The sequence below is a fragment of the Mesorhizobium kowhaii genome (genome assembly GCF_003253745.1).
GTDB classification, from domain to species: domain Bacteria; phylum Pseudomonadota; class Alphaproteobacteria; order Rhizobiales; family Rhizobiaceae; genus Mesorhizobium; species Mesorhizobium kowhaii.
Genome location: NZ_MZXV01000051.1, coordinates 49,145 through 63,154 on the forward strand (window position 1 = coordinate 49,145; position 14,010 = coordinate 63,154).

Annotated in this window: 13 protein-coding genes and 1 pseudogene; 8 read left to right on the top strand and 6 right to left on the bottom strand. The window is 62.2% G+C overall.

Annotation, left to right across the window (positions count from 1 at the left end):
- The first annotated feature begins 30 nt into the window (after nt 1–30).
- The 3 genes from glpX (at nt 31) to recJ (ending at nt 3,305) form a co-directional block, all read left to right on the top strand.
- Nucleotides 31–1,014, top strand: coding sequence for a class II fructose-bisphosphatase (gene glpX, locus B5V02_RS22745; RefSeq protein WP_111546335.1), 984 nt, complete (start codon nt 31–33; stop codon nt 1,012–1,014).
- A 91-nt stretch (nt 1,015–1,105) separates the two neighbouring features.
- Nucleotides 1,106–1,330 (top strand): DUF6434 domain-containing protein, encoded by a 225-nt coding sequence (locus tag B5V02_RS22750; protein ID WP_111546336.1) that lies wholly within the window; start codon nt 1,106–1,108, stop codon nt 1,328–1,330.
- Nucleotides 1,331–1,520: 190 nt separating this feature from the next.
- Nucleotides 1,521–3,305: a single-stranded-DNA-specific exonuclease RecJ gene (gene recJ, locus B5V02_RS22755; protein ID WP_111546646.1), complete on the top strand. Its 1,785-nt coding sequence runs from the start codon at nt 1,521–1,523 to the stop codon at nt 3,303–3,305.
- Nucleotides 3,306–3,322: 17 nt separating this feature from the next.
- Here recJ and B5V02_RS22760 read toward each other — a convergent pair whose 3' ends face one another.
- Nucleotides 3,323–4,294, bottom strand: coding sequence for a GlxA family transcriptional regulator (locus B5V02_RS22760; RefSeq protein ID WP_167458629.1), 972 nt, complete (start codon nt 4,292–4,294; stop codon nt 3,323–3,325).
- Between the two features lie 158 nt (nt 4,295–4,452).
- On the opposite strand from B5V02_RS22760, the gene B5V02_RS22765 reads away from it, so the two are divergent.
- Nucleotides 4,453–5,946: an MFS transporter gene (locus B5V02_RS22765; protein WP_111546338.1), complete on the top strand. Its 1,494-nt coding sequence runs from the start codon at nt 4,453–4,455 to the stop codon at nt 5,944–5,946.
- 85 nt (nt 5,947–6,031) lie between these two features.
- On the opposite strand, the gene B5V02_RS22770 is transcribed toward B5V02_RS22765, so the two are convergent.
- The 3 genes from B5V02_RS22770 to folE form a co-directional block, all read right to left on the bottom strand.
- The gene (locus tag B5V02_RS22770) at nt 6,032–7,003 is read right to left on the bottom strand and encodes a patatin family protein (protein ID WP_111546647.1); all 972 of its coding nucleotides are present in this window, start codon (nt 7,001–7,003) and stop codon (nt 6,032–6,034) included.
- An 84-nt stretch (nt 7,004–7,087) separates the two neighbouring features.
- The gene (gene hisI / locus B5V02_RS22775; protein WP_111546648.1) at nt 7,088–7,549 is read right to left on the bottom strand and encodes a phosphoribosyl-AMP cyclohydrolase; all 462 of its coding nucleotides are present in this window, start codon (nt 7,547–7,549) and stop codon (nt 7,088–7,090) included.
- Nucleotides 7,550–7,639: 90 nt separating this feature from the next.
- On the bottom strand, nt 7,640–8,275 hold the full coding sequence (gene folE / locus B5V02_RS22780; protein ID WP_111546339.1) for a GTP cyclohydrolase I FolE: 636 nt from the start codon (nt 8,273–8,275) through the stop codon (nt 7,640–7,642).
- A gap of 240 nt (nt 8,276–8,515) precedes the next feature.
- Between folE and B5V02_RS22785 the strand changes: the two genes are divergently transcribed.
- Nucleotides 8,516–8,962 (top strand): iron-sulfur cluster assembly scaffold protein, encoded by a 447-nt coding sequence (locus B5V02_RS22785; protein ID WP_111546340.1) that lies wholly within the window; start codon nt 8,516–8,518, stop codon nt 8,960–8,962.
- Nucleotides 8,963–8,999: 37 nt separating this feature from the next.
- On the opposite strand, the gene B5V02_RS22790 is transcribed toward B5V02_RS22785, so the two are convergent.
- A complete protein-coding gene (locus B5V02_RS22790) occupies nt 9,000–9,917 on the bottom strand; it encodes a LysR substrate-binding domain-containing protein (RefSeq protein WP_111546341.1) in 918 nt (305 codons plus the stop codon).
- A 334-nt stretch (nt 9,918–10,251) separates the two neighbouring features.
- Between B5V02_RS22790 and yidD the strand changes: the two genes are divergently transcribed.
- Together yidD and B5V02_RS22805 are read left to right on the top strand one after the other, a co-directional pair.
- Nucleotides 10,252–10,620, top strand: coding sequence for a membrane protein insertion efficiency factor YidD (gene yidD, locus B5V02_RS22800; RefSeq protein ID WP_111546650.1), 369 nt, complete (start codon nt 10,252–10,254; stop codon nt 10,618–10,620).
- 133 nt (nt 10,621–10,753) lie between these two features.
- Nucleotides 10,754–10,975 (top strand): annotated as a pseudogene (locus B5V02_RS22805) (class D beta-lactamase); the annotation flags it as partial.
- Here B5V02_RS22805 and B5V02_RS22810 read toward each other — a convergent pair.
- Complete coding sequence (locus B5V02_RS22810) at nt 10,950–12,005, bottom strand: SAM-dependent methyltransferase (RefSeq protein ID WP_245446121.1); 1,056 nt, start codon at nt 12,003–12,005, stop codon at nt 10,950–10,952. The pseudogene B5V02_RS22805 and the gene B5V02_RS22810 sit on opposite strands and share 26 nt — an antisense overlap.
- On the opposite strand from B5V02_RS22810, the gene thrS reads away from it, so the two are divergent.
- Nucleotides 12,004–13,980, top strand: a complete 1,977-nt coding sequence (thrS, locus tag B5V02_RS22815) for a threonine--tRNA ligase (protein WP_111546342.1) — start codon at nt 12,004–12,006, stop codon at nt 13,978–13,980. The genes B5V02_RS22810 and thrS overlap by 2 nt on opposite strands.
- Nucleotides 13,981–14,010: the final 30 nt, after the last annotated feature.

A 14,010-nucleotide genomic window follows, 5' to 3' on the forward strand; every position in this document is an offset into this window, starting at 1 on the left:
GAGGCCGCATATCAACGAGGAAATTGCCAGATGAATGTGGCCCAGAACATTGTCGCCGGTCTTGACCGGATACTCACCATGGAGCTGGTGCGCGTCACCGAGCGGGCCGCCGTCGCGGCCGCCAGATTGCGCGGGCGCGGCGACGAAAAGGCGGCCGACCAGGTCGCCGTCGATGCCATGCGCCAGGAGCTCAACCGGCTCGCCATCAAAGGCACTGTGGTGATCGGCGAGGGTGAGCGGGACGAGGCGCCGATGCTCTATATCGGCGAGGAAGTCGGCTCGGGTAAAGGCCCGGCGGTCGATATCGCGCTCGATCCGCTCGAAGGCACGACGATCTGCGCCAAGAACCTGCCCAATGCGCTGGCCGTCATCGCGATCGCCGAGAAGGGCAGCCTGCTGTTCGCGCCCGACGTCTACATGGACAAGATCGCCATCGGCCCAGGCTATGCCGACGGCGTCATCGACATCGATGCATCACCGGCCGAGAACATCGCCAGCCTCGCCCGCGCCAAGGGCGTCGCGGTATCGGACATCACCGCCTGTATCCTCGACCGGCCTCGCCACGGCAAGCTGATCGATGCCGTGCGCGCCACGGGTGCTGCGATCCGGTTGATCGGCGATGGCGATGTCGCCGGCGTCATCCACACCACCGATCCCGAGGAAACCGGCATCGACATCTATCTCGGCACTGGCGGCGCACCGGAGGGCGTGCTGGCCGCGGCCGCCTTGCGCTGTACCGGCGGCCAGATGCAGGGCCGGCTGATCCTCGACACGCAGGAAAAGGTCGCGCGAGCCGCCAAGATGGGTATTTCCGATCCGAAACGGGTCTATCGGACGGAAGACATGGCTCGCGGCGACGTGCTGTTCGCGGCCACCGGTGTCACCGACGGCAACATGCTGGCCGGCGTCAAGTTCGGCCGCAACACCATCACCACCCACACGATCGTGCTGCGCTCGTCGTCGCGGACGGTGCGCGAGATCAAGGCACGCCATCAGGACCTGGATAAGTTCTAGGTTCTGTTATTGGCACGGGTGCTTGCGGACCAGCATCGCAGTTGTTAGCCCTGTCGCTGCATCGGATGATGCTGGCCGCAAGGATTTGATGATGAAACCGTTCGACTGGCACGCGGATGCGATTTCGCGCGCCACCGCGATCACGAAGTCCTATCGCAACACCCAGAACGTGCGCCGCTTTTTCACTAGCGTATGCGGCGATGCGTTCAGGTTCGACCGGCCTTTCATGGCCTGGCTCAAGGACGGTGCGGGCAAGACGATGGGCGATGCGGCCGACGAATGGCTTCGGCGCCAGGCTGAAAAGCGGAAAGCGTAGTTTTCTTGAAATTTCCCGTGACGGCGCATCAACGCGAACCGCTTGGCTTTGCCTGCCTTTGGCCTAAAGCGCGTCGCGCTCACGCGACGCGCTTTAGGTTGTTGTTTGTGCATGTCGTTGTCCCAAAACCGCTGCACACTTTTTGGGCGACATGCATTATCCTGCGGCCAATTATGAGTTGGCAAACCGCATGACCGGTGAAAAGCGCCTCTTCCTCGACGTCAGGCAGTCGGCTACCGGGGTTTCCTGGGAGCACCGACTGACTGAGCGGCAGGACATGGTTGCGCTCGCCATCGCGCAAGGCCACGGCGTGCCCGACATCGTCGCGCGGGTACTTGCCGCTCGCGGCGTCACCGCCGAACAGACCGAGCGGTTTCTCGACCCGACGATCCGTGACCTTCTGCCGGACCCGGCATCGCTGACCGACATGGACAAGGCGGCGGCCCGCATTGCGGCTGCGGTGGTGGCCAGGGAAAAGGTGGCGATCTTCGGCGACTATGATGTCGACGGCGCCGCCTCGTCGGCCTTGTTGAAACGGTTCCTCACGCATTTCTCGGTGCCGTCGGAAATCTACATTCCGGATCGTATTTTCGAGGGCTATGGCCCCAATCCGGATGCCATGCGCGAACTTGTTTCGCGCGGCGCGACACTGATCGTCACCGTCGATTGCGGCACCAACAGCGCCGTTTCCATCGATGCCGCCAATGAGGCCGGCGCCGATGTCGTCGTGCTCGATCACCATCAGGTCGGCGGTGCTTTGCCGGCGGCAATTGCCGTCGTCAATCCCAACCGTGACGACGACCTTTCGGGGCAGGGCCATCTCTGTGCCGCCGGTGTGGTCTTCCTCGCTCTTGTGCAGACGGCCAAGATCCTGCGCGGCCGCTTGGCCGATGCCACGCCGCCGGACCTGCTTTCCCTGCTCGATCTCGTCGCACTTGCCACCGTCTGCGATGTGGTGCCGCTGACCGGCATCAACCGCGCCTTTGTGGTCAAAGGACTGCAGATGGCGCGCCAGCAGAAGAACGAAGGGCTGGCTGCACTCGCACGGGTGTCGCGCATCGGCGAGCCGATCAGCACCTTCCATCTCGCCTATCTGATCGGCCCGCGCATCAATGCCGGCGGGCGCATCGGCGATGCCGCACTTGGCAGTCGCCTGCTTGCCACCGACGATCCGGTCGAGGCGCGCACCATTGCCGAGACGCTCGACCGGCTCAACCAGGAACGGCAGCTGATGGAGCAGGAGATGCTGGCGGCGGCGCGCGCCGAGGCGGATGCCGAGCTTGCCGGCGGCAACGGCCCGGCCATCGTCGTCACCGCCAGCAACAACTGGCACCCGGGCATTGTCGGCCTGCTCGCTTCACGGCTGAAGGATCACGCGCGCCGGCCGGCCTTCGCCATCGCCTTCAACGCCAATGGCATTGGCACCGGTTCGGGCCGCTCGGTGTCGGGGTTCGACCTTGGCCGTCTGGTGCGCGAAGCGGCCGATGCCGGGCTGATCGTCAAGGGCGGCGGCCATGGCATGGCGGCCGGCATCACCGTGGAACGGGCGAAGCTTGGCGAGCTCAGGGCGTTTTTCGAAGAGCGGGCGGCGGCCGACGTGTTCCGTCTGCAAGGCGAGGAAAGCCTGGCGATCGACGGTGCGCTTGCCGCCGAAGGCGCGACACTCAGCCTTCTCGACGCGCTGGAGAAAGCCGGCCCGTTTGGCGCCGGGCACGCAGCGCCGGTCTTCGTGCTGCCGCGTCATCGGTTGGCGGATGCGCGGCCGGTTGGCACCAACCACATCCGCGTCGACTTGCAGTCGGAAAGCGGCGGCCGCATCCAGGCGATCGCCTTTCGCGCGGTCGATACCGCACTTGGCGAATTCCTGTTCAAGAACCGGGGCAAGACAATCCATGTCGCCGGCTCGCTGTCGGGCAATCACTGGAACGGCAACCGCACGGTGCAATTTCGCATCACCGACGCAGCGCGTGCGTAAGGTTACAGTGGGGCGACCTAGGAGCGTATTTGCTTCCGAAATTCGCCCGGCGCCATTCCGATCGTTTTGGAAAAAGTACGACTGAACGAAGCGACATCCTGGTAGCCCACTCGATAGCAGATTTCCGAAATGCTTAATTTCGTTCCCTCAAGCAGCGACCTTGCCAATTCAAGCCGCTTTTCCTGGATCCATTTTCCCGGGGTCGTCTTGAGCTCATTGGCAAACCTGCGGGACAGCGTTCGCGCAGACATGCCAAGTCCCGCCGCGAGAAAATTCAAGTCGATTTCCCGTATCTTGTTTTCCGAGAGTCCACGCAGTTTGTATTCCAGCGGGTTGGTCTCTTTCGGCAATTCCTCAAGAGGGAATTCGTAGGGGCTCTGATATTTGCGCGAAGGCGGAAGAACCAGAAGCTTTCGAACAATCCGCTCCTCCTTCGAGAAGCCCAAATCGACCAGCAGGGCTTTGGCGAGTTCCAGTCCTGAAAATCCGCCTCCGCAGGTGTAAAGGCGACCGTCGCGAACAAGCATGCGCGATGAGTCCCATTGAACCTGGGGAAACCGGCTGCTGACGTGGGACTTCAGCCACCAGGATATCGTCGCGCGCTTGCCGTCCAACAGGCCCGTATCGGCGAGCAAATAACATGCCCCGCAATGTGCCGCTATGATGGCTTGCTGTTGTCGCGCGAGTGCAATCAGAGGTTTTGAATATTCACTCTCCTGGTCAAGCGAGCGCAGAAGCTCAGGAATCTCGGCGCCCGGCATCGCGATGAGAATCAGCACATCGATTTTTCGGGACGGTTGCGCCTTCGCAGGGAAGGAAATTCCGGCCGTCGAAATTGCAGGCGACGCCCTGGAAACGAGCTCGCATGAAAGAACCTCTGCACCGGCGACGTCATTCACGAGTTGAAACATTTCGACCAGCGTCGAGACAACCGCCGAATAGAAGTCGGACGGCAGCCAGATCACAACATGGATGCACTTGGCAGCCATTCGCGGCACTCCCGGTATCGTTATCGCCGATGGCAAGTTTAGCACAATCTTTGTCAAAAATGCCAATTCCGAAATAGGTGCTGCGCCTCCAGGGTGGCCGTATGCGCGCCTGGCTGCCGAAGAGCAGGCTGCGGAATCCATAGCTGGGAAAGAGACCAATGCAGAAATCGCCAAATCAAACCGATACGGACGCGTTGAGTACGCTGGACGCAACCGGCGTCACGCGACCGCCACGCTGGTCCGGGCTCAGGCTCGCGCTGCTGGCATTCGCACAGTTCATAATCGCGATCGACTACAACATCGTCTATGTCGCCCTGCCGGATATCGGCCGTGATGTCGGCTTTACGCCGCAGTCGCTGCAATGGGTGGTAAGCGCTTACGCTGTGGCTTTTGGCGGTTTTCTGTTGCTCGGCGGTCGGGCGGCTGACCGGCTCGGCCCGCGGCGCATGTTCATGCTGGCGCTCGTGCTCTACGGCGTCTCGTCCTTTGCAGGCGGATTTGCGCCTGACGCTCTCACGCTGGTGATCGCTCGGGCAGTTCAGGGTTTGGGCGGTGCGCTTCTATTTCCTGCAACACTGGCGCTGATCAACACAAGCTTCGCGGAAGGTGCCGAACGCAATCGGGCGCTGGCGGTCTGGGGTGCCACCGGGAGTGGCGGCCTGGCCGCTGGTGCCATCATCGGAGGCGTCCTGACCAATGGCTGGGGCTGGCAAGCAGTCTTCTTCTTCACCGTTCCACTGGCTTTGGGCGCTGCTCTTATCGCAGCGCCGGCTCTGCTGGCACCCGATCCAGCAGGTAAGGGCCAGAGGCGAAGTTTTGATCTACCGGGTGCGCTGGTTGTCACGACCGCCGTCACACTGCTGGTGTTCGGCCTGGCTAGCGGGCCCGAGGTGGGCTGGAATGCTGTTCGCAGCTCCGGATCGCTTGTGACTGGCGTGCTGCTGCTTTGTGCTTTCATTCTCATCGAGAGACGCGTGCGCGATCCGCTGGCGCCACTGCGGCTGTTTGCCAATCGCAGCCTCGTCACGGCCATGGCGGTGAGCTTCTTTCACCACATGGCGCTGAGTTCCGGTTACTACCTTCTCACGACCTATTTTCAGAACCTGCTCGGCTACAACGCACTCACCGCCGGCCTGGCATTCGTCCCGCTCGGTGTGCTGGCAATGATCGGTGGCGGGAAGGGCGCTGCGCTGCTGCTCAACAAGTGGGAGACTCGCGCCACGATGTTCGCCGGCATGTTCATTTACGGGGTCGGGCTGGTGGCCATCTCTCTTGCCCTGTCGCCAGGCGGTTCGTATTGGGCCGTGCTGCCCGGAATCCTCATTTATGGTTTCGGTGGCGGCATCGCCTTTACGACGCTGTTCGTAGCCGCCGCTTCCGGAGTTGCTCCCAACGAACAGGGGGTCGCGTCGGCGCTAGGGTCGACCGCATTGCAGATCGGCGCGGCATTGGGTCTGGCCGCCAGTCTTGTCGTGGCCAATGTCGGTCTGGGTGGCGGGCCTGCTACCGCGTCGGATGTCGTCGACGGATTGCGAATGGCAGGATTGTTCGCCGCCGCCGCGGTTTTCCTTGGCGCGGTGCTGGCTCTGGCGCTTAAGCAGAATCCGGCAATACCTCAGGATGCTGCCGCTTCTGCCGAAGCTGCCCTCTGATTCCCCTCAGTCACCGCTGCTTGAAGCGCGTCGCGTTTAGTCGACGCGCTTCAAGTGTTTGTTTCCATGCGTTGGGAGACATGCATCAGGCGAGAACGGACTGCAGCCGGGTCAGCTCGCCGATCTGCGCCATCGTCGCCTGATAGCCGATGTTGATCGCCTCGTCGGCGCGGTGGAATTCGGTCAGGCCGATATGGCTGAGCTTCGGCTGCAGCGACATGTCGGGCGGATCGCCGGCAAGCCTGGCGCGTGAAATGCGATCCTGGATGATGTTGAAGGCCTCGACCATGACGCCGGTGATGCCGAGCCGCGTCTGATGCGACTGGCGCCCGGCGTCGATCTGGCCGGGCCGCGGCGCATCCTTTTCGACGACCAGCTCGCCGGCACTGTGCTTGATGACGGCGGCGCGGCCGAACAGGTCGTAGTGAAGATTGACCGCCACCACGAGCGGCTGTTCATAGGCGCGGCAGACTGAGACCGGAACCGGGTTGACCAGCGCACCGTCGACCAGCACACGGCCGTTGCAATTCACCGGCTCGAACACGCCGGGCAGCGCATAGGAGGCGCGCATGGCGGTGATCAATGACCCGCTCGATAGCCAGATTTCGTGGCCAGTGCGGATTTCGGAGGTGACTGCGACGAACGGCTTGGCCAGATCCTCGAAACGAATACCAGTCATGTGCTCGCGCAGCCGGGCGTCGAGCTTCATGCCGCCGAACAGGCCGCTGCCGCGCAGGTTGAGATCGAGCAGGCCAAAAATGCGTCGCTTGGTCAGGCTGCGGGCGAATTCTTCCAGTTCGTCCAGTTTGCCTGAGAGGTAGCAGCCGCCGACCAGCGCGCCGATCGAGGTGCCGGCGATCATCGATACTTCGATGCCGGCTTCATCGAGCGCGCGCAGCACGCCGATATGCGCCCAGCCTCTGGCGCAACCGCCGCCTAAGGCAAGCGAAATACCGGTTTTCTTAGGCAGGTCTGTTTCCGATGCGCCGCCTGACGAGGACAGGCCATTGGCCTCCCTGACATCCGGTCTGTTACGCAATGACGCCCACTCGAGCATCATGATCTCCCTTGTCCCAAGGCTAATATACAGGCGGGCCGTATCGAAATGGTGAATCTATGTGACTTGTGTCGGGTGGAAGGTTCAAGCTGATGGTTTCCGATATGTGTTTTCCGCATCGAACAGCGGCTTGCTGCCGTCATCGGCAAGCGTCCCCTTGCCGTCGACCAGGCCCACCGTCCGATAAAAGCATGAACGTCGGCCCGTGTGACAGGTTGCGTCGTGGCCCAACACTTTGACGCGCAGCCACAATGCATCCTGATCGCAATCGGTGCGCATCTCGACGACATGCTGGAAATTGCCCGAGGTTTCGCCCTTTTTCCACAGCGCGTTGCGCGAGCGCGACCAGTAGTGGGCGATGCCTGTCTCCAGCGTCAGCGCCAGCGCTTGCGCATTCATGTGCGCAACCATCAGCAGCATGCCATCTTCGGCATCGGTGACGACGACCGTGACGAGGCCGGCCACGTCGAAGCGCGGTGAAAACACCGCGCCTTCCTCGAGCGCTTTCTTGTCTGACGGAGCTTTGGGAAATTCCAGTGCCGACATCGCCGGTCTATTTTCCTGTTTGACCATGATCTTATCCGAAAACCGGTCTCCACTTTTCGGGATCATGGTCTGGCGATGTCGGTGACGGGCTTACGCCCCGCCGCCGCGCACCATGGTGACGAAACGAACCTGCTCTTCGGGCGTGTCCTTGAAGACGCCGGTGAAGGTCGAGGTGAGGGTGGTTGAGCCCTGCTTGCGGATGCCGCGCATGGCCATGCACATGTGCTCGGCCTCGATCATGACGGCGACGCCGCGCGGATTGAGCACATCCTGGATGACGCCCGCGATCTGCGCCGTCAGCGCCTCCTGGGTCTGCAGGCGGTGGGCAAAGATATCGACTACGCGCGCGATCTTGGACAGGCCGACGACCTTACCGTCCGGCAGGTAGCCGACATGCGCCTTGCCGATGATCGGCACCATATGGTGTTCGCAATGCGAGTGGAACTGGATGTCCTTGACGATGACCAGGTCGTCATAGCCGGCGACCTCCTCGAAGGTGCGGCCCAGCTCTTCGGCCGGGCACATGTCATAGCCGCCGAACATTTCGCGAAAGGCCTTGGCCACCCGCATCGGCGTGTCGACCAGCCCTTCGCGGTCCGGATTGTCGCCGGTCCAGCGCAAAAGCGTGCGCACGGCGGCCTCGACTTCGGCTTCGCTCGGCCGGTCGGTAACCGGCTTCTCCATATAGGCTGACTGGGGCATGAGTTTCTTGATGACGGCATCCATAAAAGGCGTCTCCCGTAGTTCCTCTCGACGGAGGAACGAGTTGAACGGACCACGACCTTTCGGTGTCGGAAACTCGCCTCGTTTCCAGCCCCGCAAGTGGCGTGAACTTCCCGGCAAGGACACTGGCTTTCGTTGTCTTGTCGATACCGGACTGCCAGCATTATATATGGTCATGACGAGCGAAAGGAAGACACGACAGCGGCAATCGCTGTTCGCTTGGCGGCGACAGATTGGAAAATAATGATCAACGACGTCTACAATGCGAAAATTCTCGGTTTTGCCGGAAACATCGCCCGCATCGGCCACCTCGACCATCCTGACGCGACCGCAAAGGCGCATTCCAAGCTGTGCGGCTCGACCGTCACCGTCGACCTCAAGATGGAGGACGGCGTGGTCACCGACTTCGCCCATGACGTGAAGGCCTGTGCGCTCGGCCAGGCGTCATCCTCGATCATGGCGCAGCATGTCGTCGGCGCGAGTGCCGCGGAATTGCGCGCGGTACGCGAGACCATGCTGAAGATGCTGAAGGAAAATGGCGCCCCGCCCGACGGCCGCTTCGCGGACCTGAAATATCTGGAACCGGTGCGCGACTACAAGGCGCGCCATGCCTCGACCATGCTGACTTTCGACGCCGTGGTCGACGCGATCGGTCAGATCGAGAAGAAGCGCGCCGAACAAGCGGCCTGAAGGCAAAGTAGCGAGAGTGCCGCCTAGAAAGCCCGCCTTAAGCCTGCGCTTCCAGCGCCCGTCTGCTTTCGGCAAATTCGCTTCTTAGCCAGTCGGCGAAGGCCGCGGCTGGCTCCGAGAGATCGCGCAAGCTCCTGGCCACCAGCCAGTAGGCGCCGGATGCGACGTCGATGTCGAATGGCTTGATCAGCGCGCCGGATGCGATTTCCTCACCGATCTGCAAGAGATCGCCCAGCGCCACGCCGTGCCCGAGCAGGGCAGCCTGCCTTGAGAGCGACGTATCCGCCAGGATAGGGCCGCGCGCGGGCACAGCATCGGCGGGAACGCCAGCCGCTTCGAACCAGCGCGCCCAACCCTGGCGGTTCTCCTCGTGCAAAAGCGTGTAGCGGCCAAGGTCAATCGGCTTCTCGAGGGCAGGGCCAGAGGCGAGCAATGCCGGCGACAGCACCGGTGAATCGGCTGTCGAGGCAAGTCGCTCGGCTTCGCTTCGTGGCCACGAAGTGGCATGCGCGCTGAAGCGCAAGGCCAGTTCGGGCTGATCGCTGCGGAACTCGATGGGCCTTATATCCACTTCGAGAGAAACGTCGATATCGGGCCGCAATTCGCGAAACCGATTGAGCCGGGGTACCAACCACATCGATGCAAGTGATGGCTCGACACTGACGCGAACCACGGACGGCGCCGGCGTTGCCACCAGTTCCCCAAGCAAGGTGTCGATGGCGTCGAAACTCTTGACGAGCTGGTCCAGCAGACGCCGGCCGGTGTCGGTCAGCTCGACGCGGCGATGGTGACGTTCGAACAAGGGCCGGCGCAGGAAGATTTCGAGCTCACGGATCTGCCGGCTGATCGCTGCCTGCGAGACGAAAAGCTCCTCGGCGGCCTTGCTGAAGCTCAGATGCCGGCCCGCCGCCTCGAAGCTCCTCAATGCCGTCAGCGGCAGGCGTCCGCGCTTCATTTCGCATAACCCAGGATTATCCGAAGTGGAAATTATACTCGTTTGAAGGCGAAGGCCAGCGGCGGTCTAATCCATGTCAAAGGAGACACGGCCATGATCCAGATCCTGAACATCTTTGGCGATGTCATGCGGATCGTAACGTTTCAATGGCATGACGACAGAGGGCATGCAAGGCGCCGCGAAGGGCCGGTCAGTCCTGGCCGCTGGGCACCTTCGGTTGACAGGCAGCCGTTTCGCCGCTCCCGTCCGTGACGACAGGGAGGGTAAGTGTGGGGATTGCGTTCTCAGGGAGAAGCTCACATCTATCGCTTTGGAACGCGATACGGAGAAAACGGTGGGCCACCAGCATGGGCGTATTGCCGGACCGCCAAAGCGCGGCCGCAACTGGCCGGGCCCGTGGCGCAAGACGCCGGGTCGGGTCCTGGGTACTTCGTTCGTCAGGCTCTATCAGCTGACGCTGTCGGGCTTTGTCGGCAATTCCTGCCGGCACCTGCCGACCTGTTCCGAATATGCGCATGAGGCGATCGCCCGTCATGGCCTGTGGGCCGGCGGGTGGATGGGATTTTTCCGGGTGCTGCGCTGCGGGCCGTTCGGCACGCATGGCATTGACCGCGTGCCGGAGGTGCTGGCGGATCGTTATGTCTGGTTCGCGCCGTGGCGGTACTGGCGGATCGGCGGCAAGCGCGGCGAAGCGCAAAGCTGATCGGCCTGCCAAGCTTGTCGTTTACGATCTGGTAGGGTTAACGCCAGCCTGCACAAAGACTACGCATTTGAGACAAAATCGAGACAAGAGACCTCGCTAAGCCGCTCGCGAACTCCTCTGGAGCGAGCATCAAATGCGTAATTTCGACCGTCTTCCCTTCATCTTTGCCGGGATCCTGTTCCTGCTCGCCTGGCTGCTGGGATTTCCGCTGCGCGCGCAATCAGCGCCGCTTGGGGATGTGCAGGGCACGCTGATCCTCGACGCCGCGAGCTACAAGACGCTTTACCAGGATGGAGTGTGCGACCAGAGGTTCAGCCCGGCTTCGACGTTCAAGGTGCCGCTGTCGCCGATCGGCGCGCACGGATGAGGTGGCCACCGGCGTTGGTCGTCTCTCCCTTCGGTGTCCCGGAAAGGCGGGCGGCGATATCGCCGCTCTCAAGATCTTCGATCTCATCGAATCCGAGGTCGCGGAGCGATTTCGCCAGTTCGCCAGGGATGAAGAAGCTGATCCATGGCTCGCCGACTGCTGCGACGCGCGCCGCGTGGAAAGCCAAAGCGGCTTGTCCCGCCGCGTCGCGATTCTCAGACGGTTCGCTGTAGTCGAATACGACTTCCGAACCGAGGGTGCCGGAGATGTAGGAGAGTGTGGTGAAGATCGCGTCTTTCGTCAGGTAAGGCACGACCCCCAGCCACATGAAGAAGCTCGGCTCGGTCGATTTCAAACCGGCCGATGCCAGTTCCTCGGGCAGACGCTGCCGCTCGAAATTGACCGGCACGAATGTGGTGGCCGGCGGTTCGGCAAGACCGGCATCGGCGATAGATTTGCGTTTCCAGGCTTGGGTTGCCGGGTGATCGACTTCGAACACTGCGAGGCCTGGGTATGGATTGCGCAGCGAAAACGTGTCGAGGCCGGCGCCAAGCACGACGAGCTGGCGGACGCCACGACGCACCGCTGCTGCCAGCCAATCCTCGGCAAAGCGGGCGCGCGCCGCCACGAACAGGCGCATACGCCGGCTGCGGGTGTCCTCTTGCGCAAGCTGTTGCTCGGCGGGAGTACTTTCACCCAGAATCGCGATCGCGTAAGGGTCACGAAACAGCGCCGCCTCAGGTGAAATCTGATGGAGAGCTCTCAGGCGCGCGACGCCCAGGGCGGTTTTGCTTGGGGATGCGTCTTCCATGTCGATGATTCCAAAGCCATGCCGGCGATATTCGCAAGCCTTGACAACGGCCTGCGACATCTCTGCCGACATTTCCTGACGGCCAGGCCAATCAGTGCTCTTTACCTGGCGCGGCGCTGCCTCTAAAACCCGCCCGCTGCCGGACGCATCCGGCTTTACCCGACGACCACCCGCGCTCGTTTGCGGGACTGGATAGGAGATACCCATGTTGAATGCCGTTTCCCTGACATTTCCCGATGGCTCCGTCCGCGACTATGATGCGGCGATGACCGGTGCCGGCCTGGCCGAATCGATCTCGAAGTCGCTGGCCAAGAAGGCGGTCGCCTACAGCATCGACGGCGTCGTGCGCGACCTCGGTGATCCACTCGGCAAGTCCGGCAAGGTCGAGATCGTCACCCGCGAAGACCCGCGCGCCCTGGAACTCATCCGTCACGATGCCGCACACGTGCTGGCGGAAGCCGTGCAGGAACTGTGGCCGGGAACGCAGGTGACCATCGGGCCGGTGATCGAGAACGGCTTCTATTATGATTTCGCCCGCAACGAGCCGTTCACGCCTGACGATTTCCCGGTGATCGAGAAGAAGATGCGCGAGATCATCGCGCGCAACAAGCCGTTCACCAAGGAAGTCTGGTCGCGCGACAAGGCGAAAAAAGTGTTTGCCGACAAGGGCGAGCGCTACAAGCTGGAACTGATCGACGCCATTCCCGAGGATCAGGACCTCAAGATCTATGCGCAGGGCGACTGGTTCGACCTCTGCCGTGGCCCGCACATGGCCTCGACCGGGCAGATCGGCAATGCCTTCAAGCTGATGAAGGTGGCCGGCGCCTATTGGCGCGGCGACAGCAACAACCCGATGCTGACGCGCATCTATGGCACCGCCTGGGCCGACCAGGCGCAGCTTGAAGCCTACCAGACGATGCTGGAGGAGGCGGAGAAGCGCGACCACCGGAAACTCGGCCGCGAGATGGACCTGTTCCATTTCCAGGAAGAAGGACCGGGCGTCGTCTTCTGGCACGCCAAGGGCTGGAAGATGTTCCAGAACCTGGTCAACTACATGCGCCGCCGGCTCGACGAGCAGGGCTATCAGGAGGTCAACGCGCCACAGGTGCTCGACAAGAGCTTGTGGGAGACCTCAGGCCATTGGGGTTGGTACCGCGACGCCATGTTCAAGGTGACGGTCGCCGGCGACGATACCGACGATGATCGTGTGTTTGCGCTGAAGCCGATGAACTGTCCGGGCCATGTGCAGATTTTCAAGCATGGGTTGAAGTCTTATCGCGATCTTCCCGTAAAGCTTGCGGAATTCGGCAATGTGCATCGCTACGAACCATCGGGCGCGCTGCATGGGCTGATGCGCGTGCGCGGCTTCACGCAGGATGATGCGCATATCTTCTGCACCGAGGAGCAGCTGGCGTCGGAGTGCCTGCGCATCAACGATTTGATCCTGTCGACCTATGCCGATTTCGGCTTCGACGAGATCAGCGTCAAGCTATCGACGCGGCCGGACAAGCGCGTCGGCACCGACGAGGCGTGGGACCATGCCGAGGCGATCATGGGCAGCGTGCTGGAGACGATCAGGACGCGGTCCGGCAATCGCATCAAAACCTCGATCAATCCGGGCGAGGGCGCCTTCTACGGGCCGAAATTCGAGTATGTGCTGAAGGATGCCATCGGCCGCGAGTGGCAGTGCGGCACGACGCAGGTCGACTTTAACCTGCCGGAGCGGTTTGGCGCCTTCTACATCGGGTCGGATTCCGAGAAGAAGCAGCCTGTCATGGTGCACCGTGCCATCTGCGGTTCGATGGAGCGTTTTCTCGGCATCCTGATCGAGAACTATTCCGGTCATTTCCCGCTGTGGTTCGCGCCGCTGCAGGTGGTGGTGGCGACGATCACGTCGGACGCCGACGCGTATGCGACCGAGGTGGTGGCAAAACTCAAGGCCGCCGGACTGTTGGCGGAAGCGGATCTGCGCAACGAGAAGATCAATTACAAGGTCCGCGAGCACTCGCTGGCCAAGGTTCCGGTCATCCTCGTCTGCGGCAAGCGCGAGGCGGAAGAGCAGACGGTCAACATGCGCCGGCTGGGCTCGCGCGACCAGGAATCGCTCGACCTTGCCCAGGCGATCGCGCAATTGACCGAAGAAGCGGTCACGCCCGACCGCAGGCGCAAACGCGCTGCCTGATCTGCATGGTCCCGACGACATGGCGGTGGA

What these genes read in the sequence shown, in the direction of transcription:
- glpX (WP_111546335.1), top strand. Translation starts at nt 31, where the DNA reads ATGAATGTGGCCCAGAACATTGTCGCCGGTCTTGACCGGATACTCACC.
- B5V02_RS22750 (WP_111546336.1), top strand. Translation starts at nt 1,106, where the DNA reads ATGAAACCGTTCGACTGGCACGCGGATGCGATTTCGCGCGCCACCGCG.
- recJ (WP_111546646.1), top strand. Translation starts at nt 1,521, where the DNA reads ATGACCGGTGAAAAGCGCCTCTTCCTCGACGTCAGGCAGTCGGCTACC.
- B5V02_RS22760 (WP_167458629.1), bottom strand. Translation starts at nt 4,294, where the DNA reads ATGGCTGCCAAGTGCATCCATGTTGTGATCTGGCTGCCGTCCGACTTC.
- B5V02_RS22765 (WP_111546338.1), top strand. Translation starts at nt 4,453, where the DNA reads ATGCAGAAATCGCCAAATCAAACCGATACGGACGCGTTGAGTACGCTG.
- B5V02_RS22770 (WP_111546647.1), bottom strand. Translation starts at nt 7,003, where the DNA reads ATGCTCGAGTGGGCGTCATTGCGTAACAGACCGGATGTCAGGGAGGCC.
- hisI (WP_111546648.1), bottom strand. Translation starts at nt 7,549, where the DNA reads ATGTCGGCACTGGAATTTCCCAAAGCTCCGTCAGACAAGAAAGCGCTC.
- folE (WP_111546339.1), bottom strand. Translation starts at nt 8,275, where the DNA reads ATGGATGCCGTCATCAAGAAACTCATGCCCCAGTCAGCCTATATGGAG.
- B5V02_RS22785 (WP_111546340.1), top strand. Translation starts at nt 8,516, where the DNA reads ATGATCAACGACGTCTACAATGCGAAAATTCTCGGTTTTGCCGGAAAC.
- B5V02_RS22790 (WP_111546341.1), bottom strand. Translation starts at nt 9,917, where the DNA reads ATGAAGCGCGGACGCCTGCCGCTGACGGCATTGAGGAGCTTCGAGGCG.
- thrS (WP_111546342.1), top strand. Translation starts at nt 12,004, where the DNA reads ATGTTGAATGCCGTTTCCCTGACATTTCCCGATGGCTCCGTCCGCGAC.
- B5V02_RS22810 (WP_245446121.1), bottom strand. Translation starts at nt 12,005, where the DNA reads ATGGGTATCTCCTATCCAGTCCCGCAAACGAGCGCGGGTGGTCGTCGG.